Annotated in this window: 20 protein-coding genes; 15 read left to right on the top strand and 5 right to left on the bottom strand. The window is 62.5% G+C overall.

Features of this window, described 5'->3' with window-relative positions; translation table 11 throughout:
- The first annotated feature begins 31 nt into the window (after positions 1-31).
- The 15 genes from JQ635_RS25280 (at position 32) to JQ635_RS25350 (ending at position 18,713) form a co-directional block, all read left to right on the top strand.
- The gene (locus JQ635_RS25280; protein WP_211412483.1) at positions 32-3,382 is read left to right on the top strand and encodes an acetyl-CoA carboxylase family protein; all 3,351 of its coding nucleotides are present in this window, start codon (positions 32-34) and stop codon (positions 3,380-3,382) included.
- Positions 3,383-3,393: 11 nt separating this feature from the next.
- On the top strand, positions 3,394-4,440 hold the full coding sequence (locus JQ635_RS25285; RefSeq protein ID WP_246583743.1) for an ABC transporter ATP-binding protein: 1,047 nt from the start codon (positions 3,394-3,396) through the stop codon (positions 4,438-4,440).
- An 85-nt stretch (positions 4,441-4,525) separates the two neighbouring features.
- Complete coding sequence (locus tag JQ635_RS25290) at positions 4,526-6,031, top strand: ABC transporter substrate-binding protein (RefSeq protein ID WP_211412484.1); 1,506 nt, start codon at positions 4,526-4,528, stop codon at positions 6,029-6,031.
- Between the two features lie 20 nt (positions 6,032-6,051).
- A complete protein-coding gene (locus JQ635_RS25295) occupies positions 6,052-7,011 on the top strand; it encodes an ABC transporter permease (RefSeq protein WP_211412485.1) in 960 nt (319 codons plus the stop codon).
- Entirely contained in the window at positions 7,008-7,862 is an 855-nt protein-coding gene (locus tag JQ635_RS25300) for an ABC transporter permease (RefSeq protein ID WP_211412486.1), read from the top strand. Before JQ635_RS25295 ends, JQ635_RS25300 begins: the two co-directional genes overlap by 4 nt.
- A gap of 7 nt (positions 7,863-7,869) precedes the next feature.
- Positions 7,870-8,901, top strand: coding sequence for an ABC transporter ATP-binding protein (locus JQ635_RS25305; RefSeq protein ID WP_211412487.1), 1,032 nt, complete (start codon positions 7,870-7,872; stop codon positions 8,899-8,901).
- Between the two features lie 4 nt (positions 8,902-8,905).
- On the top strand, positions 8,906-10,060 hold the full coding sequence (locus JQ635_RS25310) for a CaiB/BaiF CoA transferase family protein (protein WP_211412488.1): 1,155 nt from the start codon (positions 8,906-8,908) through the stop codon (positions 10,058-10,060).
- A 14-nt stretch (positions 10,061-10,074) separates the two neighbouring features.
- A complete protein-coding gene (locus tag JQ635_RS25315) occupies positions 10,075-10,935 on the top strand; it encodes a MaoC/PaaZ C-terminal domain-containing protein (protein WP_211412489.1) in 861 nt (286 codons plus the stop codon).
- Positions 10,932-12,479, top strand: a complete 1,548-nt coding sequence (locus tag JQ635_RS25320) for an acyl-CoA synthetase (protein WP_211412490.1) — start codon at positions 10,932-10,934, stop codon at positions 12,477-12,479. Before JQ635_RS25315 ends, JQ635_RS25320 begins: the two co-directional genes overlap by 4 nt.
- Before the next feature lie 153 nt (positions 12,480-12,632).
- Positions 12,633-13,538 (top strand): SDR family NAD(P)-dependent oxidoreductase, encoded by a 906-nt coding sequence (locus JQ635_RS25325; protein WP_211412491.1) that lies wholly within the window; start codon positions 12,633-12,635, stop codon positions 13,536-13,538.
- Between the two features lie 22 nt (positions 13,539-13,560).
- Positions 13,561-14,727 (top strand): thiolase domain-containing protein, encoded by a 1,167-nt coding sequence (locus tag JQ635_RS25330; protein WP_211412492.1) that lies wholly within the window; start codon positions 13,561-13,563, stop codon positions 14,725-14,727.
- A 7-nt stretch (positions 14,728-14,734) separates the two neighbouring features.
- Positions 14,735-15,121: a Zn-ribbon domain-containing OB-fold protein gene (locus tag JQ635_RS25335; RefSeq protein ID WP_211412493.1), complete on the top strand. Its 387-nt coding sequence runs from the start codon at positions 14,735-14,737 to the stop codon at positions 15,119-15,121.
- Between the two features lie 46 nt (positions 15,122-15,167).
- A complete protein-coding gene (locus JQ635_RS25340) occupies positions 15,168-16,787 on the top strand; it encodes an AMP-binding protein (RefSeq protein ID WP_211412494.1) in 1,620 nt (539 codons plus the stop codon).
- Positions 16,788-17,019: 232 nt separating this feature from the next.
- Complete coding sequence (locus tag JQ635_RS25345) at positions 17,020-17,769, top strand: electron transfer flavoprotein subunit beta/FixA family protein (RefSeq protein WP_211412495.1); 750 nt, start codon at positions 17,020-17,022, stop codon at positions 17,767-17,769.
- Complete coding sequence (locus JQ635_RS25350) at positions 17,769-18,713, top strand: electron transfer flavoprotein subunit alpha/FixB family protein (protein WP_211412496.1); 945 nt, start codon at positions 17,769-17,771, stop codon at positions 18,711-18,713. Before JQ635_RS25345 ends, JQ635_RS25350 begins: the two co-directional genes overlap by 1 nt.
- Before the next feature lie 148 nt (positions 18,714-18,861).
- On the opposite strand, the gene JQ635_RS25355 is transcribed toward JQ635_RS25350, so the two are convergent.
- The 5 genes from JQ635_RS25355 to JQ635_RS25375 are packed head-to-tail and all read right to left on the bottom strand — an operon-like array spanning position 18,862 to position 23,023.
- Positions 18,862-19,647 (bottom strand): enoyl-CoA hydratase/isomerase family protein, encoded by a 786-nt coding sequence (locus tag JQ635_RS25355; RefSeq protein ID WP_211412497.1) that lies wholly within the window; start codon positions 19,645-19,647, stop codon positions 18,862-18,864.
- The gene (locus JQ635_RS25360; RefSeq protein WP_211412498.1) at positions 19,644-20,528 is read right to left on the bottom strand and encodes an amidohydrolase family protein; all 885 of its coding nucleotides are present in this window, start codon (positions 20,526-20,528) and stop codon (positions 19,644-19,646) included. Before JQ635_RS25360 ends, JQ635_RS25355 begins: the two co-directional genes overlap by 4 nt.
- A 14-nt stretch (positions 20,529-20,542) precedes the next feature.
- Positions 20,543-21,172, bottom strand: coding sequence for a carboxymuconolactone decarboxylase family protein (locus JQ635_RS25365; RefSeq protein WP_211412499.1), 630 nt, complete (start codon positions 21,170-21,172; stop codon positions 20,543-20,545).
- A complete protein-coding gene (locus JQ635_RS25370) occupies positions 21,169-22,416 on the bottom strand; it encodes a CaiB/BaiF CoA transferase family protein (protein ID WP_211412500.1) in 1,248 nt (415 codons plus the stop codon). Before JQ635_RS25370 ends, JQ635_RS25365 begins: the two co-directional genes overlap by 4 nt.
- Entirely contained in the window at positions 22,409-23,023 is a 615-nt protein-coding gene (locus JQ635_RS25375; RefSeq protein WP_211412501.1) for a glutathione S-transferase family protein, read from the bottom strand. The genes JQ635_RS25370 and JQ635_RS25375 overlap by 8 nt, the downstream gene beginning before the upstream one ends.
- Positions 23,024-23,052: the final 29 nt, after the last annotated feature.

The following is a 23,052-nucleotide window of genomic DNA, read 5'->3' on the forward strand; positions in this document are numbered from 1 at the left end:
GTCCACGCTTCAAATGCGATCGGAAATCTCGATGGTGAGTCGTGCCGCGTCGATTGGTCAGCCGCACAAGGTGCTCGTCGCCAATCGCGGCGAGATAGCGGTTCGGATCTGTCGTGCGATTTCCGAGATCGGCTGGCAAAGCGTCGTCGTGTACTCCGCCGATGACGCGTCGTGCCTGCACACGAAGAAGGGAGACGTCTCCGTCCGTCTCGGTCGACAGGGGGCTGCGGCATATCTCGACATCGAAAGGATGATCGAGATTGCGCGGCAAAGCGGTTGCACCATGGTGCATCCCGGATACGGATTTCTCAGCGAGCGGGCTGACTTCGCGGAACGCTGCGAAGTCGAGGGGCTGATCTTCGTCGGCCCGTCGCCGCAAACATTGCGCATCTTCGGGAACAAGGCGGAAGCACGCGAACTGGCGGCGGCCTGTCGCGTGCCGTTCCCAAACGGAAGTCCTGAGCTGTCGACTACGGAGGAAGCCGCTGCGTTCTTCGCGAAGCAGGACAACGGCGCGATCCTTCTGAAGGCGGTCGCAGGTGGAGGTGGTCGCGGCATCCGTATCGCGCGGTCTGCCGCCGAAGTGGCAGCCGCTTTTGAACGCTGCCGATCCGAGGCAAAAGCCTCTTTCGGAGACGATAGGGTGTTCGCCGAGGAATTGATCGAAGGCGCCAGGCATGTCGAGGTGCAACTGGTCGGCGATGGCACGGGCGAGATAGCGATCCTCGGCGAGCGTGAATGTAGCCTGCAGCGGCGCCACCAGAAGCTCGTCGAACTGGCGCCATCGCCGGGTCTCTCCCGGGAAACGCGGGAGGCGCTGTACCAGGCAAGTGAGCGCCTGGGCCGGCGCGTCAGATACCGAGGTCTCGGTACCTTCGAATTCCTGGTCTGCTCGGGTGAGCGATCCGACAAGGATCGGATCTTGTTCATGGAAGTCAATCCGCGCCTGCAAGTCGAGCATACGGTGACAGAGGAAGTCACAGGCGTCGACCTCGTCCAGCTTCAACTGCGTCTGGCTGCCGGCGGCCATCTCGGGCAGGAAACGCTCCCCGATCCCATGAAACCTCGCGGTATCGCCCTGCAGCTCCGCGTCAACATGGAAAGCCTGCAGCCGGATGGGTCGATCGCACCTGCCGCGGGCGAATTGCGGGCGTTCGAATTGCCGTCCGGACCCGGCATACGCATCGATACGGCTGGCTATGCAGGCTTCCGGAACAGCGTGAGCTTCGACTCTTTGCTGGCAAAAATAATCGTCCATGTTCCGTCGGGCGGATATGACGCAATTGTTCGCAAGGCCTATCGCGCCTTGTGCGAGACCCGCATCGATGGAATCGCGACCAACCTCCAGTTCCTGAGAAATCTTCTTCGCCGCAGGGAAGTCGAAGAGAATCGCGTTCACACGCGCTTCATCGACGAGCACATGCAGGATCTTGCCGGGTCGAACAATGAGTCCCATCCCGTCCTTCACTTCGATCAGGCCCATGGCGACCGAAGCTGCGAAGAGACCCGGGATATCCGCCAGCCGGCCGGCTCTCTTGCAGTTGCGACGCCGGCAACCTGCCGGATCGTCGAAATCCAGGTCCGCGAGGGCGACACGGTCTTGGCGGGACAGCCATTAGCCGTCACCGAATCGATGAAGATGGAATTCGTCATCCAGGCCGATGTCGGGGGCACAATCGTCGCTCTCGCAGCGAAGGAGGGCGACTCCTTGCTCGAAGGCGAGCCGCTGCTGTTCCTCGTGGCGAACGATTCCGAGCAGGCCGATCACGGTGTCGCCGACGACCAGCGTGGTCTCGACGAGATCCGAAGCGACTTGGCCCGTGTACTATCGGCCCACGAGCGCCTGATGGACGAGGCTCGCCCCGAGGCAGTCGCCCGGCGCCGGAAGACCGGCCAGAGGACGGCGCGGGAGAACGTTGCGGATTTGTGTGATGAGGGAAGCTTCCTCGAGTACGGCGGGCTCGCCGTCGCTGCGCAGCGCTCGCGACGGAGCATCGAGGAATTGCAGGAGGTCAGTCCTGCGGACGGTCTGATCACGGGCGTCGGGACCGTGAACGCGGACCTATTCGGCGCAGACAAGACGAGATGTGCCGTCCTGGCGTACGACTATACGGTTTTCGCCGGCACCCAGGGCTACATAGCCCATACGAAGAAGCGCCGGATCATTCGCCTTGCGACGAAGTGGCAGCTACCGGTCATCATGTTCGCGGAGGGCGGGGGTGGTCGCCCGGGCGATACCGACGATCGGACCGGATTGAAGCTCTACAACGCGACATTCTGGGGAATGGCGCGATTGAGCGGGGAGGTCCCGATCGTCGCCATCGCGTCCGGCCGCTGCTTCGCAGGCAACGCAGCGCTGCTGTCCTGCGCGGATCTGGTCATCGCGACGGAAAATGCCTCGATCGGAATGGGCGGGCCCGCGATGATCGAAGGCGGCGGACTGGGCATCGTGCCCGCCGACGAGGTAGGCCCGGTGTCTGTCCAGTCACGCAACGGCGTCATCGACGTCGTCGTGCGCGACGAGGAAGAAGCGGTCTCCGTTGCCAAGCAGTTCCTCTCCTACGTCCAGGGGAGCAAGGCGAGTTGGACTAGCAGCGACCAGCGTTTGCTGCGGCATATCATACCTGAAGAGCCACGCAGGGCCTACGATATGCGGCAGGTGATCGATCTGCTTGCAGACACCGGTTCGTTTCTTGAACTCCGGCCGAAGTTCGGCGTGGGAATCATCACCGGATTCATACGCGTCGAGGGACACGCCTTCGCGGTCGTCGCGAACAACCCCGCGCATTTGGCCGGCGCCATTGACACCGACGGCTCGGAAAAAGCCGCGCGGTTTCTCGGCCTGGTCGAGTCGCTCGGAATTCCTCTCCTGACTCTTTGCGATACGCCGGGCTTCATGGTTGGTCCCGAGGCGGAAAAGAGCGGCCTCGTGCGAAGCGCGGGCCGGATGTTCGTCGGCGGCTCCAAGCTCACAGTTCCGCTGTTCACGATCGTCGTTCGAAAGGCCTATGGGCTCGGTGCGGTTGCGATGGTCGGCGGCAATTCCTACGAGCAGATGTTCTGTGTCGCCTGGCCGACCGGTCATTTTGGGAAGATGGGGCTCGAGGGGCATGTGAAGCTCGCCTACCGCAAGGAGCTGGAGGCTTTTCCGAGCGAGGCCGAACGTCAGGCGCGCGTGCGCCAGATGGTCGCCGAGCTTCATGACCGCGGAAGTGCGCTCAACACCGCGCCATACCTCTCGATCGACGATGTCATTGATCCGCTCCAGTCGCGCGCGTGGCTGATGGCCGGCTTGCAGGTCGTCAGGCAGCGCGATCGCATCAATACGAAGGGCAACAGACGCCTGGACGAAGACCCGCCCGGTTCGGCCTGGTGCGATTGAAGGTTCATCGCATGGGTATGGTGATCGAAATCACGCCGCTACAAAGTTCGACCGCAGGGCGCCTCCAGGGGCAGACGGACAGGTCGCCGCTGATCGCCGTTGAAGATCTCCACGTCCATTTCCAACTTGGCCGTCACGACGTCTTGCGGGCGGTCAACGGCGTAAGCTTCGATGTGAATGCGGGCGAGGTGTTCGGGATCATCGGCGAATCCGGATCCGGAAAATCGACCGTGGCCCGCGTGCTGGTCGGTTTGCTCAATCCGACCGAGGGGACCGTCCTCCACGACGGTGTCGTTCTCGCCAAGCTGCGGAGCCGCGAGTTCCGGAGCGTCAGGCGCGGCTATCAGATCGTCTTTCAAGATCCCGAGGGCGCGCTGAACCCACGGATGACGGTGCTCCAGAGCGTTCGGGAGCCGCTCGATATCGCTGGCGTCGGAAGCAGCCAGGACCGCAACCAGGCGGCCATGACGTGCCTCGAGCAAGTCGGACTTGGTTCGGACTTTGCGGGTCGCTATCCGCACCAGCTGTCGGGTGGCCAGAAGCAGCGCGTCAATATCGCGCGCGTTCTGACCATGCAGCCGAAGCTTGTCGTATGCGACGAGGCGGTCGCCGCGCTCGACGTGTCGATCCAGGCGGAGATCATCAATCTCTTTTCCGAGCTCAAGTACCGGCTGGGACTGACCTACGTGTTCATCTCGCACGACCTGAACGTGGTAGCGCACATCAGCGACCGCGTCGCCGTTATGTATTTGGGGCGGCTCGTGGAGGTCAGCCCTGTCGAGCAACTCCTCGCGTCTCCCATGCACCCATACACCCAGGCCTTGCTTCGCTCGCGGCCATCGCCCGTGCCGGCGTCGTTGCGGGAGAAGCGACAGCCGGCGCTGACGGGCGAGATCCCGAACGCGATCTCCTATCCCGACGGATGCGCGTTTCAGAGCCGGTGTCCGCAGGCGACGGCACTATGCGCAGCCGAAGTACCGGTCTGGCGAAGCGCCGAATCCGGACATTGGGTCGCTTGTCACTTCGCCGGTCAAAATCAGAAAACCCAATCAAAATAAAACAGCGCGGGAGAAAACGATGGGGAAAGGTAACGAGGACAGCGGACGTCGGATCCAATTAACGCGCAGGCACTGGCTCGCCCTGATGTCCGGCACAATCGTCGGTAGTGCGCACCCGCTATCTGCGACCATCGTGGCAGCCCAGGAGTCCAAGCGCGGCGGAACACTGAAAGTGGTGACGCCGCACAATCCGACCAGCATGGATCCGATCGCGGGCCGGCATGGCGGCGACCATACGATGCTGTTCCCGGCATTCGAAACGTTGATCAATACCGACCTGGACACCCTGCTGCCGAAACCCGGTCTTGCCGAGTCCTGGTCCTATCCGGACCCGTTGACGCTCGTGCTCAATCTGAGGTCCGGTGTCAAATTCCACGACGGGACGCCGATGGATGCGGAAGCGATCCGTTTCAATCTCGAACGCGCACGGACAGACGACCGCTCACGTGTGAAGATCGACCTGATCTTCGTCAAATCAATCGAAGTCACGGGCGCCAATCAGGTCACCCTCAGGCTTTCGGAGCCCGACGTCGTCCTGCTCGCCGTGCTGTCGGACCGAGCCGGCATGATGTCCTCGCCGACGGCCGTCAAGGAAAAGGGCGAGCAATACGATCGCGCGCCGGTCGGCACCGGGCCTTGGCGTGTAACGGTCTGGCGCGACGCCGAGAAACTCAGTTACGCCCGTCACGAGGACTATTGGGGGCAGAAGCCAAGCGTCGATCAGATCGAGATGTCGGTAATCCCCGAGGTGAATACAGGTCTGCGAACTGTCATTGCGAAGCAGAACGACTTTATTTTCCAGCTCGCACCTCAGCAAAAGCTGCTGATCGATCGGTCGGGCCTGGTCGTCGCACAAGGCCAGACCGTTGCGACCTACCAGATCTACCTGAACTACGCCAAGCCGCCGTTCGACAATTTGAAGGTTCGGCTTGCGATGTGCCACGCCGTCAATCGTCAGGAGCTGAACCAGGTCACGATGGCCGGACTGGGCGAGCCGACCATTCAGACGCTGCCGACATCGCATTGGGCTTACAACAAGGAGCTCGAGGGCAGCTATCAGTACGATCCGGATCTCGCCAAGAAACTGTTGGCGGAAGCCGGACTTGCGTCCGGTGTCGATGTCGAGATGTTCGTCAACAACGACCAGCGCTCCATGCAGCGAGGGGAGGTGCTGGCCGAACAGTTCAAGAAGGCGAACATCCGGATCAAGCTGCTAAGCGTCCCCGTCAACGAACTCGGCGCGAAGTTCATGGGAGAGAAGCTCGGTCATGCCGCGCTGTCCGTGTACACGGGGCGTACGGATCCGAGCCAGTTCTTCAGCATCATGTTCGACGCAAAATCATTCATCAATGCGTCTCGGATATGGGGGACGCCTGATCTCGAGCAGGCGATGTCGGACTGTCGGACGATCTTCGACATCGAAGGCCGGAAAGAGGCCATCGGCAAGGTCCTCAGGATCGTTCGGGACAATGCGTTGTACGTGCCGTTGCTTCTTCAACCCGAGCTCGACGCAGCTCTTCCTCGCGTCAAGGGTTACAAGCCGAACATGCTGGGCAAGCCTCGCTTCGAGCAGGTCTCTCTGGCCGACTGACGGGTGCAAGGGAGCGCGACATGTGGGACAGGCGTGTCTTTCGACTGATTGGATCAAGCATTCTCCAGACCGGGCCGATCCTTGTCGCGGCAACCTTTATCGTGTTCGTACTGATGCATCTGGTTCCAGGTGACATCGCGATCACGCTTGCGGGCGAGTCTGCTACGGCCGAAAGGATCGAGGAAATCAGGTCGATGTATGGGCTGGATCAGCCGATCATCATCCAGTACGCGACGTGGTTCTGGAAGATGATCCATGGCGATTTGTCTGTCTCCCTGCTCTCCCGCGAACCGGTCCTGCAGTCGATCCTCTACAGGTTGCCGGTCACGCTGTTGATCGTTTCGCTGGCCATGGTCATGTCATTGGCGATCGGCGTCACCCTCGGCGTTTTCGCCTCGCTCAGGCCTCGATCGACGCTGGATTCGGTTGTCACGACCTTGGCGTCGGTCGGCATAGCGCTGCCGAACTTCTGGTTGGCAATGATTCTGGTGTCGTTTCTCGCCCTCCGGTTCCAGTGGCTTCCGGTCTCTGGAATGACCAACCCCGTGCAGAACCCGGCCGACGCGCTCTACCACGCGTTCCTGCCTGCGCTGGCGCTCGCGGCCGGCGGTGTTGCCGAAGTTGCGCGCCAGACACGAAGCGCGCTGATGGAAGTCCAGGCGTCGCAGCACATGCGCACGCTAGCGGCCAAGGGACTTCCGCAGTCCGCGATCTTCTGGAAGCACGGCCTGAAGAACATCAGCGTGACTCTGCTGACCGTGGTCGGGCTTCTGTTCAACAGGCTCCTTGGCGGAACCGTTGTGATCGAGGCCGTCTTCGCCATCTCGGGCATGGGAAGTCTTGTCGTCAGTGCGGCGACCGGGAAGGACTTCCCAGTCGTGCAGGGCGTGATGCTGGCGATGGTCGTGATCGTAATTTTCGTCAACCTGGCGATTGAAATCCTCTATGCCGTTCTCGATCCCAGGGTGAAACGTCGATGACGGCGCAGGCGCATCGTGCGCGACTTTCGCCACACATCTCGATCCGGCATTTCGGCTTCTACATCAGTGCCGCCTATCTGCTGATCCTGGTCGTGGTTTCGGCAATCGCTCCGTGGATAGCTCCATATTCACCGACCCAGCAAGACTACGCCGCCCTCCTGGCGCCGCCGAGCGGGAGCCATCTGCTTGGCGCGGACGATCTCGGCCGAGACGTCTTCAGCCGACTGATCTATGGGGCGCCGTTGACGTTGTTCGGCAGTCTTCTGGCGGTCCTTGTGGCATGCGTCATCGGGCTCCCCGTCGGATTGATCGCCGGCTTCTCGGGTGGCTGGATCGACATCGTCGTCAGCCGTGTGATCGACACGATGCTGTCATTCCCCGCAATCGTGCTCGCGATCGGAGTCACCGGGGCACTTGGTGTCGGGTTGACCAACAGCATGATCGCAATTGGTCTGGTCTTTTCGCCTACCATCGCAAGACTGATGCGGGGGCAGACGCTGATCTGTCGGAGCGCACTGTATGTCGACGCGGGACGCTGCTTCGGGGCCTCGACGACGAGACTGCTGTTCCGACACATCCTTCCCAATGCCGTGCAGCCCGTCATCGTTCAGGTCACGTTGCTTCTCGCGACGGCACTTCTGGCCGAGGCAAGCCTCAGCTTCCTGGGACTTGGCGTACAGCCGCCACAACCGAGCTGGGGCGCGATGCTCGCGCGAGCCTATCAATACATGGAGATCGAGCCGTCGCAGATGTATGCGCCCGGACTGGCCATCCTGCTGACGGCTCTGGCCTTCAATACGCTCGGCGAAAACCTGCGCGTCCGCCTCGATCCGACCTTGAAGAACCGCTGAGAGCCCAATGAAACGCCTCCTCGACGTCGAGAGCCCGGCCGCTCCTCTTCTCAAGGTTGAAGATCTCAGTGTCTTTTTCCGCACTGGAGCCGGCGAGGTCCAGGCGACGGATTCGATCAGCTTCTCCCTCGCCCCAGGCGAACGTCTCGGGATCGTCGGCGAAAGCGGATGCGGCAAGACCGTGACGGGGCTCGCGCTCCTCGGCTTGCTGCCTCGTTTCCTCACGCGTGTGACCGGCAAGGCGTACTTCGAGGGTAACGATCTTATCGCGATGAAGCGGTCTCAGTTGCGGGCCATCTCGGGCCGCCGGCTCGCGATGATTTTTCAGGAGCCGATGCGGGCCCTTGATCCGGTCTTTACCATCGGCGAGCAGATCTCAGAGACGTTGCGAGCGCATATGTCCATCGGAAAGCGCGAGGCACGCAACAAAGTCATCGATGCGCTCGCCGAAGTCGGTATTCCATCGCCCGCCCGCCGCTACGACGATTATCCGCACACGCTCTCGGGCGGCATGCAGCAGCGTGTCATGATCGCGATGGCATTGATCTGCAAGCCGCGGCTGCTCATCGCCGACGAGCCGACGACTGCGCTCGACGTCACCGTCCAGGCGCAGATCATCGATCTGCTGCAAAGGCTGAGCGAGAGCACGGGAACGGCTCTGATCTTCATTACCCACGATCTGGGCGTCGTTGCGGAGCTCTGCACCAGGGTCCTGATCGCTTACGCCGGCCAGGTCGTCGAGGATTCTCCGATCGAGACGGTGTATCGTGCGCCACGGCACCCGTACACGTCCGGCTTGTTTCGCTCGATGCCAAGTCTGGGCATTCGCGGCACGGTGCTTCCGTCGATCGGAGGTCGTGTACCCAGCCTCGGCAACATGCCGTCGGGCTGCCGGTTTCGGGAGCGGTGCGGATACGCTCAGCCGGTATGTCTCGTCAAACCAGAATTGCAGCCGAGCGGTGACGCGTGCGTCCGTTGCGTGAGGACGCACGAGATCACCCTGCCGGGCGCCGTCGAAAGAGCAGGAAACGGAGTGTGACGTCATGGGACCGCTAAAGGGACTGAAGGTGATCGAGATGGCCGGGATGGGCCCGGGACCGTTCTGCGCGATGATGTTATCCGATATGGGCGCAGACGTTCTTCGCATCGATCGGGCAGACGCGGTCGGGGCTGCCCACGAACGCGAACCTCGTTTCGAGATCCTCAACAGGGGGCGCCCGTCTGTCGCGCTCGATCTGAAGGAGCCGGAGGGGGTCAAGGTCGTCCTGCAACTCGTCAGCAAGGCGGACATCCTGATCGAAGGATTCCGCCCCGGAGTCATGGAGCGGTTGGGCCTGGGTCCTTCGCATTGCGAGCAGATCAACCCGCGGCTGATCTATGGCCGCATGACCGGATGGGGGCAGGATGGCCCGCTGGCCCAGGCGGCTGGGCACGACATCAACTACATCGCACTGACCGGCGCGCTTCACGCCATCGGACGGGCGGGGCAAGCGCCGACGCCACCCCTTAACCTGGTCGGCGATTTCGGCGGAGGATCCATGTATTTGCTCTTTGGCATGCTCAGCGCCCTGTGGGAGCGCGAGCGATCGGGGCGCGGTCAAGTCGTAGATGCGGCAATTCTCGACGGCGTCAACTCGTTGACCAGCTTTCTTTATGGAGCACTTGCGCGGAAGGGCTGGACGGACCGGCGCGGAGAAAACCTGCTCGACGGTGGTCGGCCTTGGTACGACACCTATGAGACGAAGGACGGGCACTTCGTGAGTGTCGGACCGATTGAGGCGCGGTTCTACAAGGAATTGCTGGAGCGATTGGGCGTCAGCGGCGAGAAATTGCCCGATCAGAACGATCCGGAGGGCTGGGAGCGCCTCCGCGAGCGACTTGCGGCGGTATTCAAGACCAGGACCCGAGAAGAATGGTGCGGACTGCTCGAGGGGACTGATGCCTGCTTCGCTCCAGTCCTCAGCGCGGTCGAAGCGCCATCACATCCGCAGAATGTTGCGCGCGGAAACTTCGTGGAGATCGAAGGAGTGGTGCAGCCGACACCTGCCCCTCGGTTCAGTCGGACCAAGCCGGAGGTCACGGGACCTGCCGTGAGGGCCGGTCAGAAGACCCGGGATGGACTTACAGGCTGGGGATTCACGACCGAGGAGGTTGACGGTCTCATCCGAGACGGAATTGCAGTCCAGGCGGCGAGCTGAGTCGGGAGCACGAAATGGCCATTGCGTACGACCAACTGAAGAATCGCAAATTCGGAGACATCGTCCAGCAGTATGGGACGAGAGACACGCTCCTATACGCATTGGGCGTATGCTGCGGCGACGATCCGACTGATCCGTGCGATCTTCGCTTTGCCTACGAAGAGAACATGCAAGCCTTGCCCACGATGGCGACGGTTCTGTGCTCTCCGGGATTTTGGCTGAAGGAACCGGATACTGGGGTCGACTGGCGCCATGTGCTGCATGGGGAACAGTTCTTGACGATCCATCGACCGCTGCCGCCATCAGGCAAGCTGATCGGACGGCAGCACATCGAGGAAATCGTCGACAAGGGCCAGGGTCGCGGCGCGCTGATCTACATCAAGCGTGAACTTCTCGATGCGGAAAGCGGCGAGCTCGTTTGTACGGTTGGTCTTTCGAGCTTCGCGAGGGCCGACGGCGGCTTCGGAGGCCCCAGCGGGCCCGCGAAGCCCGCTCACAAGCTGCCCGAAACAGCGCCCGACATGACTTGCGATCTCCGGACCTGGAAGCATTCCGCGCTGATCTATCGGCTCAACGGCGACTACAACCCATTGCATGGAGATCCTGCGGTCGCGCGGGCGGCGGGATTCGATCGTCCAATTCTTCACGGTCTCTGCACGTACGGCGTAGCGGGGCGGGCTTTGGTCCGGTCACTTTGCGACAACGATGCCACGCGCCTGCGCCAGCTCGACGTGCGTTTTTCCGCCCCGGTCTATCCCGGCGAAACCATCCGCACGGAAATCTGGAAGGAAGGTTCGGGCGTCGCGGGATTCCGTTGCCGCGTGGTGGAGCGGAACCTGGTTGTGCTCGACAGTGGCTTGGCGCGCTACCAATGAAAGGGGAAGCCGTGTCGCAGCGGGTCGTCATCTCGGGTAGCACTGTCCGTACCGAGGGTGAGATTTCAGCGCGCATAGCGCGTATCGCGGGTGGGTTGAGCAGGCTCGGTCTGCGTCCTGGTGACGCATTCGCGATCCTCATGCGCAACGACATCTCTTTTCTGGAAGCCTGCGCGGGCGCTGCGAGGCTTGGAGCCTATGCCGTCCCTCTCAACTGGCATCTCGCGTCGGAGGAAATCGCCTACGTACTCGGCGATTGCGAGGCCAAAGTCCTCGTTGTGCATGCTGATCTGCTCGATCTCGTGCCGCCGAAGCTCGTTCGGGATAGCAGCTTGACCGTACTCGTCGCAGATGCGCCCGAAGAGGTCAGGTCGGCTTACAACATTCCAGAGGAGAAATGCTCCAATTGGGCAGGATTCAAAGGGTGGGAGACGTGGATTTCCGAACAGGCGCCGCTGACCCAAGCGGCCGCCACCGCGCCGGAGAGCATCATCTACACGTCGGGGACGACGGGCCGTCCGAAGGGAGTCCGGCGCAATCTGCCGACCCCGGCGCAGCGGCAGCGGATCGAGGCTATGCGTGAAAAGATCTACGGTCTGCGACCGGGAATTCGATTGCTGATTCCTGCTCCGCTGTACCACGCCGCTCCGAACGTATTCGCGATGCGAGGCCTGCAAGTCGCAGACGAACTCGTTCTGATGCCGAAATACGAGGCCGAGGACTTCCTCCGATTGGTGGAGAGGCATCGCATCTCCACGGTGGTGATGGTGCCGACCATGTTCGTTCGTCTGCTGCGGTTGCCCGAGAACGTAAGGGGGCGCTACGATCTCAGTTCGTTAAGGGCGGTCTATCATGCGGCAGCGCCCTGTCCGCCGGACATCAAGCGGGCCATGATCGAATGGTTCGGCCCGATCATCCACGAATGGTACGGAACAACCGAATCCAGCGCTGTCACTAGCTGCAATAGCGAAGAATGGCTGGCCCATCCCGGCACGGTCGGCAGAGCGATTGAAGGTGCTCGCATAGAAGTCGTCGATGAAAGAGGCAATCTATTGCCTCCAGGAGAGCCGGGCGAACTCTACATCGGTCTCGAATTCTATCCTGACTTTACTTACCACCGGCGCGACGAGGAACGCCGCCAGATCGGGCGCAATGGACTGATAACGGGTGGCGACGTCGGTTATCTTGATCACGATGGATATCTGTTTCTCTGCGATCGCAGGAAAGACATGGTGATCTCCGGAGGGGTCAACATCTATCCTTCTGAGATCGAGGCCGCGCTCTTGAACATTCCGGCTGTGCTGGATTGCGCAGTCATCGGAATACCCGATCGCGAGTATGGCGAGGCCGTCCATGCGCTCGTCGTGCAGGACGGCTCGACAACAGACACTGTCATCCGTGCGGAGCTCTCGAAAAGCCTCGCGAAGTTCAAAATGCCGAAGGCGATCGAATTTCGGGACCATCTGCCGCGCGACGACGCCGGCAAACTTCTGAAGCGGCGCCTTCGAGACCCGTACTGGGCCGGCGAGCAGCGCCGCATCTGAGCATCGCCTGACCATGCACGGGACGCGGTCATGCGCCCTCCCGCTTGACTAATGTGAAAACTGTAGACAGATTACATTGCGTCGGGCGGCCGTCTTTGTGCGGCTAAAGCCGGAGTCATGGGCAGGAGAGGGAACGTGTCGAACGAAGGTTGCATGAAGGACCGCGTCATCGTGGTCACCGGAGCTGGCCGGGGAATCGGGCGCGAAATCGCACTGCTCGCGGCGAAATGTGGAGGCAAAGTCGTTGTCAACGACCTCGGCGGAAGTCCCGATGGTGAAGGGGCGGGGGATAAGAGCGCGGCGGAAGCGGTCGTAGATGAAATCAGGAGAGATGGCGGCATCGCGGTGGCTAATGGCGACACCGTAGCCGAACCTGCCGGCGCCAATCGGATCATCCAGACCGCGATCGACAATTTCGGTCACATCGACAGCGTCGTCAACAACGCGGGCATCCTGCGCGACCGCATCTTTCATCGCATGTCTGTGGTCGATTTCGAAATGGTGATCAAGGTTCACCTTCTGGGCAGCTTCTACGTCGCGCGCGCCGCCGCGCCATACATGAAGGATCAGAACAGCGGCTCATTCATCCATTTCACCTCGACTTCAGGCCTGATCGGTAATTTGGGCCAGTCGAACTATGCCGCTGCCAAAATGGGCATCGTGGGTCTGTCGAAGGGCATCGCGATGGACATGCAACGTTTCAACGTCCGCTCGAACTGCATCGCGCCGTTCGCCTGGAGTCGCTTGATCGGGACCATTCCGACCGATTCCGAGGAGACTGCCCGTAGGGTGGAGCGGCTCAAGGCGATGGGACCGGACAAAGTCGCGCCGCTCGCGGTGTATCTCGCGAGCGATCTGTCGAAGCATGTGTCGGGTCAGATCTTCGCTTCGCGTATGAACGAGATCTATCTCTTCAATCAGACGAGACCGATTCGCGGTATGCATCGCGGCGAAGGCTGGACGCCGGAGACGATCGCCGAACACGGCATGCCGGCAATGGTGAGCAACTTCTCGCCCCTGCATCGCACGAGCGACGTCATCGGATGGGATCCGGTTTGATTTAGGCGACGGAGTATTCGAAGTGAGCATCCGAGATCAGGCGTACATCGCCGGAATCTACGAACATCCGACCCGCAAGGCGTCGGACAAATCGGTCGCGCAATTGCACGCCGAATCGGCCCTCGGCGCCCTGCGCGATTGTGGATTATCGGCGGCCGACGTCGACGGCTATTTCTGCGCTGGGGACGCGCCAGGCGGCGTCCAGATGATCGAATATCTGGGCCTCAACGTCAGGCACTACGACGGGACCGAGGCCGGCGGTACGAGCTACGTCCTGGACGTTGGTCATGCGGCTCAAGCCATCGCGGCCGGAAAGTGCAACGTGGCGCTCATCACCCTGGGCGGTCGTCCGCGATCGGAAGGTGTAGCGACGGGCACCACCCCGCGAATCTACAACATCTCGGCGCCCGATGTTCAGTTCGAAGCACCCTTCGGAGCGACGCTTGTCAATCTTTATGCGATGTCGGCGGCGCGACACATGCATCAGTTCGGTACCACGTCCGAACAACTCGCGTGGATCAAGGTCGCGGCGTCGCACCACGCGCAGCACAATCCGAACGCAATGCTCCGAGAAGTGGTAACCGTTGAAGACGTGGTCAACTCGCCTCTCGTCGCGGAACCTTTGCACCGCCTGGATTGCTGCGTGATCAGCGACGGTGGCGGTGCACTCGTTGTCGTGCGCCCCGAGATCGCGCGGAGCTTGAAGAAGCCGCTGGTCAAAGTACGTGGGGCGGCCGAAGCCGTAAAGCACAGCGCCGGCGGCCAGATCGACTTGACGTCGTCCGCGGCGGCAAGATCCGGCCCGGCGGCTTTCGCGGAGGCGGGAGTCTCTCCGAAGGACATTAACTACGTCTCGATCTACGACAGCTTCACCATAACCGTGCTTACGCAGCTCGAAGACCTCGGCTTTTGTGCCAAGGGTGAGGGCGGAAAATTCGTCGCGGATGGCAATCTGATCTCCGGCGTCGGGCGACTTCCCTTCAACACGGACGGTGGTGGTCTCTGCAACAATCACCCGGCGAACCGCGGGGGCATCACCAAGGCGATTGAGGCCGTGCGCCAGTTGAGAGGCGAGGCGAACGCCGCCGTCCAGGTCAAGGACTGCCGGCTCGCGCTCGTCAATGGCATCGGAGGCGGCGCGCTGGCCAATAAGCACTGCAGCGCTACCCTAATCCTCGAACGGGAGTAAAGTCGGCATGAGCAAGTCCCGAGACATTATCGCTCCCACTCCGAGTCCGGAGACGGAGGAGTTCTGGAGATCTGCCCGCGAGAAGCGGTTGGCGCTGAAATACTGCTCCTCTTGCAAGAAGCATCACTACTATCCGCGGGCGATCTGTCCCCACTGTTTCAGCGATTCGACGGAGTGGCGGGACGCCCAAGGCGAGGGCACGATCCATGCGTTTTCGGTCATGCGTCGCGCGCCAGTACCTTACGCGGTCGCCTATATCGAACTCGCGGAGGGGCCGCTCATGCTGAGCAACCTTGTCAATTGCGACTTCAACAAAGTGCGGATTGGCCAGGGGGTGCGCCTCTGCTTTTCGGACTTTGAGGGCGGAAAGCTTCCGGTCTTCGAGCCGCTTTAGAAGGTCTGCGCGACTGAAATCGCTTCCAGGTTAGAAAGCACGAGTCATGGCAAGCTCCGCCCCGGAGTGCCTCAATCCGTTCGAAGGTCTCAACCTCGGTTGGCTGCTCGCGACGCAGGCGAAGGAGCGTGGAAGCCATCCGTTTATCGTCTACGAGCCGTTCGACCGTCCTGCGATCACGTTGAGTTACAGGGAATTCTACGCGGCGGCAAATCGACTGGCCGCCGGGTTGAGGCGGCGAGGGGTTCGGCCAGGCGACCGGATCGTCATTCACCTCGACAATTGCCCGGAGTTTCTTCTGAGCTGGTCCGCGTGCGGCCTAGCCGGCGCCGTGGCGGTTACCACCAACACGCGCTCGTCGGAGGAGGAACTCGGATACTATGCGGCGCATAGCGAGCCGGTCGCTGCTATCACCCAACCGGCCTACGCCAAATTGGTCAAGAACGCCTGTCCCAGGCTTGGATGGGTGGCGGTGACCGACAACGACTGCGGGCAGCCATTTGACGCAGGCGACCGTCCCGAGGCGGAGGAGGAGTTCAACCGTCTGCTGATCGACGCCGAAGAAGGTCGGCCCGGTGAGGTCGGTCCGTTGGATCCGCTGGCGATCCAATATACGTCGGGGACCACCGCGCGACCAAAGGCTGTGCTATGGACCCATGCCAATGCCTTGTGGGCCGCAAGGGTCAGTGCCACGCACGAAGCCTTGCTGTCGACGGACACGCATCACTGGGTGTTGCCCTTGTTCCACACGAACGCGCTGTCGTACTCGTGGTTGGCGTGCCTGTGGGCGGGCGCAACGTTGGTGCTACAACCACGCTTCTCTTCGAGCCGCTTTTGGGCCGTGGCGTTGAGCAACCGCTGTACCTGGAGTTCGATCACCGCGTTCTGCTATCGGGCACTTCTCAACGGTGACATCCCGCGATCGCACTTCTTCCGGAACTGGGGAATAGCGTTCTCCGATCCGGTCGTAGTCGAAAAATTCCGTATCCGCCCGATGAGCTGGTGGGGCATGACGGAAACGTTGACCCAAGGTATCGTCGGCTACCCGCACATGCCGGTGCCATACGGGGCGATTGGCCGTCCCGCTCCGGAGTATCGAATTCGCGTTCTCGATCCGCAGGGCAAGCCCGTCGTACCGGGCGGGTCGGGCGCATTGCACGTAGGCGGCATCAGAGGTGTCTCCTTGTTCCGAGAATATTATCGGAACGCCGATGCCACGCGAGATGCGTTCGACGAGCACGGCTTCTTTCGGACGGGTGATCAGGTGACGTTGCTCGACAACGGGTACGTCCGCTTCGCGGACCGCATCAAAGATATGCTCAAGATCGGCGGTGAGAACGTCGCGTCACTCGAGATCGAGCGGGCTATCAGCACCGTTGAGGGAGTCGAGGAAGCGGCGGTGGTCGCCTGGCCGCATCCGATGCTGGATGAAGTCGCGATCGCTTTCATCAGGGTCGGTGGCGTCCTGAAGGACAAGAGCCACACCGAAGTGGCGGAACTCGTTCGAGCCGAATGCAGACGTCTATTGGCCGACTTCAAGATACCGCGGGAGGTTCACGTTCTGGAAGACTTCCCCCGGGCCAACATTGGGAAGACGGCCAAGGCTGAGCTGAGAAAATGGCGTCAGCTGCACGACACCACGTCCGTCTCACAGACGAATCGGTAGACCAGTCATGGAATTCGAAGGAGTGTCGGTCTTCGTCGCCGGTCGCACCAGCGGCATAAATCTTGGTATCGCGGAAGCCTTCGCGGCGACCGCCGTTGAACCTTGGGGGACGAAATTATGCGGGTGAACCCGTTCCGACGAGACCTGGCAACTAGTCAAGATGCCGGGTGAACGATCTATCGAATGCTCTGGTCGTCTTAGCAGAGTTTGAAGTGTCTGAAGCGAGGTGTTTATGAAGGTCTTGGTGCCGGTAAAGCGGGTGGTCGATTACAACGTCAAGGTCCGCGTCAAGGGCGATGGATCGGGCGTTGAACTCGCCAACGTCAAAATGTCGATGAACCCGTTCGACGAAATCGCGGTCGAGGAAGCGCTGCGTCTGAAGGAAGCCGGCAAGGCGAGCGAAGTCGTGGTGGTCTCGATTGGACCCGCGCAGGCGTCGGAGACGATCCGCACCGGTCTCGCCATGGGCGCCGATCGCGGCATCCTGGTGAAGGCCGAGGGCACCGTCGAGCCGCTCGCGGTCGCCAAGATCCTGAAGAAGGTCGCGGACGAAGAGCAGCCGGGGCTGATCATCCTCGGCAAGCAGGCGATCGACGACGACTCGAACCAGACCGGCCAGATGCTGGCCGCGCTGCTCGGCTGGTCGCAGGCGACATTCGCCTCCAAGCTCGAGGTCGAAGGTTCTGACTTCAAGGTCACGCGCGAAGTCGACGGCGGTCTGCAGACCGTCAAGCTGAAGGGACCGGCGATCGTCACCACCGACCTTCGTCTCAACGAGCCGCGCTATGCCTCGCTGCCGAACATCATGAAGGCGAAGAAGAAGCCGATCGCGGAGAAGACCGTCGCCGATTACGGCGTCGACGTCGCCGCGCGTCTCGAGGTTCTCAAGACGACTGAACCGGCGGGCCGCAAGGCGGGCGTCAAGGTCAAGGACGTCGCCGAGCTGGTGTCGAAACTCAAGAACGAAGCCGGGGTGCTCTGATGACGACTCTGTTGATTGCTGAACACGAACACGAAGTCCTCAAGGACTCCACCAACAGGGCGCTCACTGCGGCCTCTCAGCTTGGCGGCGACGTTCACGTGCTGGTCGCCGGTGGCGGACAGGGCACCAAGGCTGCGGCCGAGGGGGCCTCAAAGCTCCTTGGTGTCGCCAAGGTGCTGGTTGCCGAGGGCGAGGCTTACGCGCACGATCTCGCCGAGCCGCTGGCCGCGCTGATCGTCTCGCTGGCCCCGTCCTATGGCGCGATCGTCGCGCCCGCGACCTCGCGCTTCAAGAACGTGATGCCGCGCGTCGCCGCGCTGCTCGACGTCATGCAGGTCTCGGAGATCATCAAGGTCGTCGCCCTCGACACCTATGAGCGTCCGATCTATGCCGGCAACGCCATCCAGACGGTGAAGTCGAAGGACGCCAAGAAGGTCATCACGGTCCGTACCTCCACCTTCGCGGCCGCCGCTGCCGGCGGCAGTGCGCCGGTCGAGAGCGTCGCGGCTGCGGCCGATCCGGGTCTGTCGTCCTTCGTCGGCGAACAAGTCGCCAAGAGCGACCGTCCCGAGCTGACCTCGGCGAAGATCATCATCTCCGGTGGCCGCGCCATGCAGAGCCGCGAGAACTTCGCCAAGTACATCGAGCCGCTGGCCGACAAGCTGGGGGCCGGCGTCGGCGCCTCGCGCGCGGCGGTCGACGCCGGCTATGCGCCGAACGACTGGCAGGTCGGCCAGACCGGCAAGGTCGTGGCCCCCGAGCTCTATGTCGCCGTGGGCATTTCCGGCGCGATCCAGCATCTGGCCGGCATGAAGGACTCCAAGGTGATCGTCGCGATCAACAAGGACGAGGACGCGCCGATCTTCCAGGTCGCCGATTATGGGCTGGTGGCGGACCTCTATGAGGTAGTTCCTGAGTTCACGGAGAAGCTCGGAGAGGCGTGAATTGGAGAAGGTGCAGCATCATTACAAGCAGGCCCCCAATGGGTCAGGAGCACGTGCGTCGAGTGCGGAACTGCAAACTCGGCGCCGCGAGGGATAACGGATCATTTCGGGCCGATAATTTGCCCCGTTGACATCTTGCGACATGATCTCACCTGCCTTTGAAGACCGGCTTCCGCTTTTCGCGGAAGGCCGCCAGCGCCTCCTTGGTGTCCTCGGTTTCCGCGAGCGCTGCCGTCTGGCTCTGCTCGTAACGATAGCCATCGCGCAGCGGCATTTCCTCGATCAGGCCGAACGAGCGTTTGGCGGCGACGACTGCGAGCGGAACCTTCTCGGCGATGGTCCGCGCAATGGCGGTGGCTTCTTCGAGAAGCTTTGCCCTCGGCACGCACAGCGATGCCGCGTTCATGCGCAGCAGTTCGGGTCCGTAGATGCGCTTGGCCGTGTAGATCATCAATCGCGCATCGGACGGGCTGAAGGCGCGCAGCACGTGACGGACACCGCCGGCAAGACCGTAGTCGACTTCCGTCATGGACAGGAACGCCTCCTCGGCAACGACGAGGATGTCGCAGACGAGGGCAAGGACGCATCCCGCACCGATCGCGGCGCCGTTGACCGCGGCAATCACCGGCTTCGGACATTCGAGCACGCAATCGAAGGAGGCGCGAACCAGCCGGTTGTGCCGCGAGTACCCGCCGGGCTCGGCCAGGATTCCGGGGCGCTCGGAAAGATCCGCACCTGCGGAAAATGCCTTGCCGTCGCCCGTCAGGACGATCGCGCGGACCTCGACGTCTGCGCCGAGTACGTCAAAGACGCGAATGCACTCCTCGCGGAAACGACGGTCTTGGGCATTCACCGGTGGCGCGGTGATCGTGACAGTCGCGATATGAGCCTCGACCGTGACACGAAAGCGCTCGATATCTTCCAATCCTCTCATGCTTGCTCCTCGTTATTATTGAAGTCGTAGAGTTGGGCCGGGTTCACGACCAGGATGCGCCTGATGAGTTCGGCGTCTTGGATCCAATCCTGAACGAGGTCGGCGAAGTGTCCGGCGTCCGGCGCCGGCTGGATGCGGACATAGGGCCAGTCGGAGCCCCACACGAGCCGGTGCGAGGCGCGTTCGACGAGGCGATCGTGAAGGGGCCGGATGCGCGCAAGGTCCGATCCGCCGGCGGAGAGCCGGCAGATCACCAGCTTGATCCACAGCGCGCCGTCCGCGAGCAGATCGACGATCCGCGCAAAGGCCGGCCCGTCCGGACCCTCGCGTGGATCCGGGGTACCCATGTGATCGATCACGAGCGGCACGCCGAGCCTTAGCAATACGGGCAGATGCTCCGCGAGCTGAGATGCGTTGGCCCAGAGCTGGGCGTGCATGCCGATCTCGCGCATGCGTGGCGCCAGGGCTCGAAGCGCGGGAAAGCCGACGCTGCCGGGATAACGTTCGCCGGACGGCGTCCGCATCTCGGTGAAGCGCAACCCGACAATGCCGCCGGCGCGCCAGCGCTCGAGCGTTGCATCGTCGATGGAATCGTTCGTCACCGCGACTCCGCGCAGGGTCTGGGGAGCACCCGCGATCGCAGCCAGCATGGCGCCTGGATCGTTGGCATACGGCGCCGGCTGCGTCAGCACGCCGCGCGCGGCGCCGATCGCGCGACGAATAGCTGCATGAATCTCGGGGCTCGCCTCCGGAAGTGCGTAGACGGACCGTTCGATCGGCGGAAAGCGATCGAAAGGCCCGAAGACGTGGCTATGTGCGTCGCAGGCGTCCGGGGGAAGGGCGCGTGAGGGCGCAGAGGCGGGCGGGGCAGGGATGGTCATGATTGCCCCACCGCTCATGAAGCCGCTCCGAGCCGTCCCGGTGGAAGGATGACGAGGTCGCTTTCCGACGGCAGTTCATCGATGCCCTCGGGCAGCGGCAATCGGTGCGCATTGAGCGTGATTGCGACCATCGTGTAGTAGCCGATGACGGCCGTCAGCTCGACCACGCCGCGGGTTTTCCAGCGTCGCTGAATCGCGTTGTAGATTTCCTCGTCGACTTGGCCGCTCTGCTGCAGGGTCCGCGCAAATTCGTAGACTTCCAGATCCGCCGCCTCGGAGAAGACAGGTGTGCGCTTGGCGCCGATGGCCTCGACCACCGTTTCGGGCATTCCCGCCGTAGCACAGGCGCGGGCGTGCACCCACCATTCGACCTGACTGGTCCAGCGTCGCGCCGTGACGAGGATGGCGAGCTCGTTCAATCGCGGCGGCAGACATGTGCGGTAGCGCAGGAACTCGCCAAATTTGGACCAGAGCGCGGCGAGCTCCGGACTGTGAATCGCGGCGCGGAGCGGACCGATCATCTGGCCGCGCGGCCCCGATACGACCTGATCATAGATTTGCCGCTGCGCGGGACTCATCTCCTCGGCGCTCAGGAGCGGAATGCGCGCCTCGTGGCAGGACGCTCCCTTTCTGTCGGTGCTCATACAACGCCCTCGGCGGCGAGCGCCGCGATCTCGGTTTCGCTGAAGCCGATCTCTCCGAGAACTGAGCGTGTGTGCTGCCCGAGCGTTGGAGGCGCGCGGTCGAAGCGGAGCGGAGCGTCCTGCATCCGGATCGGGCTGACGATCTGGGGCAAGCTTCCGGCAATGGGGTGAGACAGATGCTGAAGCATCCCCCGGTGTCGAACCTGCGCGTCGGCCAGGACCTGGTCGACCGTGTTGATCGGGGCCGCCGGGACGCCGGCCTCGTCGAGGGCGGCGACGATCTCCCGCCGTGTCCGCCCGGCGAACTGCGCGCCGAGCAACTCGGTCAGCGCGGCGTTGTTGGTCACGCGCGCGGCGTTGGTGCTGAACCTTGGATCGCTGGCCCATTCGGGCTTGCCGAGGACCGAGCACAGCTTGGCAAACTGGCCGTCGTTGCCAACCGCGAGGACGAAGGTGCCGTCCGCGCAGGCAAACACGTCCTGCGGCTGGATATTGGGGTGCTGGTTGCCGCCACGCGTCGGGATGCGGCCGGTGAGCAGATGGTTCATCGCCTGGTTTGCGAGGATCGCCGCCGAAACGTCGAGCATCGCAAGATCGATGGTCTCGCCTCGCCGGGTCTCCGCGGCGCGCGCCAGCGCGGCCAGGATCGCGACCGCTGCGTACATGCCTGTCATCAGGTCGATGATGGGGATGCCCACCTTCTGCGGACCGGCTCCGGGACGGCCGTCGCGTTCGCCGGTAATGCTCATGAGCCCGCCCATCGCCTGGATGGCGAAATCATAAGCGGCCTGATCGCGGCGCGGTCCGTCCTGACCGAAACCTGTCACGGAGCAGTAGATCAGCGCGGGGTTGAGCCCACGAAGCGAACTCGCGTCCAGTCCGTAGCGAGCGAGCGCGCCGGCCTTGAAGTTCTCGATGACGATATCGGCCTTTGCCGCGAGCTGCCGCACGATGGCCTGTCCCTTCGGCTGCGCGATGTCCACGGTGATCGACCGTTTGCCGCGATTGACGGCGAGGAAATACCCTGCATCCTTGGTGGTCCGCCCCTCGGCGTCTCGCAGGAAGGGTGGGCCCCAGCTGCGCGTATCGTCGCCGGTTTCCGGCCGTTCGACCTTGATCACATCCGCACCGAGATCGGCCAGGATCTGCGTCGCCCAGGGGGCCGCCATGATGCGGCTGAGATCGAGAACGCGGATATGACTGAGCGGACCGCTGCGCTCGGCCAGTCGAGTGTCGTCAGTCATCGACGGCCTCCGTGGCTTGCGCGGATGGGCGGACGGCAAAGCTTTCGTGCCATTTGGCGAGATGCGGACGTCCGGTTCGCCAGTTCAGCTCCGCAAAACGGAAATCGGCATAGGACAGCGCACAGCCAAGCGCGATCTCGCCGATGCCGAAGCTCGACGTCAGCGTATCCGCCGCCTGTTGTTCGAACCGGTCGAAGGTCGCGTTCACCTTGGTTGCGAACGCCTTGAGCCAGGCCTCGGTCTGTCGCTCTTCCGGTTTGGCGCGCTCGTTTCGCCACAGGATCAGGAGGTCAAGCAGGCCGTCCGCAAGGGCCTGTCGGCTGAGAGCCCGCCAGCGCGCCGGTCCCTCGCGCGGGACCAGCACGCCCGGTCCTGCCAGACTATCGAGATATTCGACGATCGTCCGCGAATCCTGCAGGACATCTCCGTTGTCCAGGACCAGGGTCGGGATCTTGCTCAGGGGATTGTCCGCCATGATGATGGGATTCGGCGTCGGCAAGGCTGCGACGCTGCGCACGCAGGTGATGCGCTCTGCGAGACCGAGCTCGTGCGCGGCAATCATCACCTTGCGGACGTAGGGCGAGCGAGGGGACCAATGCAGCTTCACGGCCGGCCTCGCCGGAAATGGACATGAGA

The organism is Bradyrhizobium iriomotense (genome assembly GCF_018130765.1).
Classification (GTDB): Bacteria; Pseudomonadota; Alphaproteobacteria; order Rhizobiales; family Xanthobacteraceae; genus Bradyrhizobium; species Bradyrhizobium iriomotense_A.

Coding starts and splice junctions, on each gene's coding strand:
- JQ635_RS25280 (WP_211412483.1), top strand. CDS start 32: ATGGTGAGTCGTGCCGCGTCGATTGGTCAGCCGCACAAGGTGCTCGTC.
- JQ635_RS25285 (WP_246583743.1), top strand. CDS start 3,394: ATGGGTATGGTGATCGAAATCACGCCGCTACAAAGTTCGACCGCAGGG.
- JQ635_RS25290 (WP_211412484.1), top strand. CDS start 4,526: ATGTCCGGCACAATCGTCGGTAGTGCGCACCCGCTATCTGCGACCATC.
- JQ635_RS25295 (WP_211412485.1), top strand. CDS start 6,052: ATGTGGGACAGGCGTGTCTTTCGACTGATTGGATCAAGCATTCTCCAG.
- JQ635_RS25300 (WP_211412486.1), top strand. CDS start 7,008: ATGACGGCGCAGGCGCATCGTGCGCGACTTTCGCCACACATCTCGATC.
- JQ635_RS25305 (WP_211412487.1), top strand. CDS start 7,870: ATGAAACGCCTCCTCGACGTCGAGAGCCCGGCCGCTCCTCTTCTCAAG.
- JQ635_RS25310 (WP_211412488.1), top strand. CDS start 8,906: ATGGGACCGCTAAAGGGACTGAAGGTGATCGAGATGGCCGGGATGGGC.
- JQ635_RS25315 (WP_211412489.1), top strand. CDS start 10,075: ATGGCCATTGCGTACGACCAACTGAAGAATCGCAAATTCGGAGACATC.
- JQ635_RS25320 (WP_211412490.1), top strand. CDS start 10,932: ATGAAAGGGGAAGCCGTGTCGCAGCGGGTCGTCATCTCGGGTAGCACT.
- JQ635_RS25325 (WP_211412491.1), top strand. CDS start 12,633: ATGAAGGACCGCGTCATCGTGGTCACCGGAGCTGGCCGGGGAATCGGG.
- JQ635_RS25335 (WP_211412493.1), top strand. CDS start 14,735: ATGAGCAAGTCCCGAGACATTATCGCTCCCACTCCGAGTCCGGAGACG.
- JQ635_RS25340 (WP_211412494.1), top strand. CDS start 15,168: ATGGCAAGCTCCGCCCCGGAGTGCCTCAATCCGTTCGAAGGTCTCAAC.
- JQ635_RS25345 (WP_211412495.1), top strand. CDS start 17,020: ATGAAGGTCTTGGTGCCGGTAAAGCGGGTGGTCGATTACAACGTCAAG.
- JQ635_RS25350 (WP_211412496.1), top strand. CDS start 17,769: ATGACGACTCTGTTGATTGCTGAACACGAACACGAAGTCCTCAAGGAC.
- JQ635_RS25355 (WP_211412497.1), bottom strand. CDS start 19,647: ATGAGAGGATTGGAAGATATCGAGCGCTTTCGTGTCACGGTCGAGGCT.
- JQ635_RS25360 (WP_211412498.1), bottom strand. CDS start 20,528: ATGACCATCCCTGCCCCGCCCGCCTCTGCGCCCTCACGCGCCCTTCCC.
- JQ635_RS25365 (WP_211412499.1), bottom strand. CDS start 21,172: ATGAGCACCGACAGAAAGGGAGCGTCCTGCCACGAGGCGCGCATTCCG.
- JQ635_RS25370 (WP_211412500.1), bottom strand. CDS start 22,416: ATGACTGACGACACTCGACTGGCCGAGCGCAGCGGTCCGCTCAGTCAT.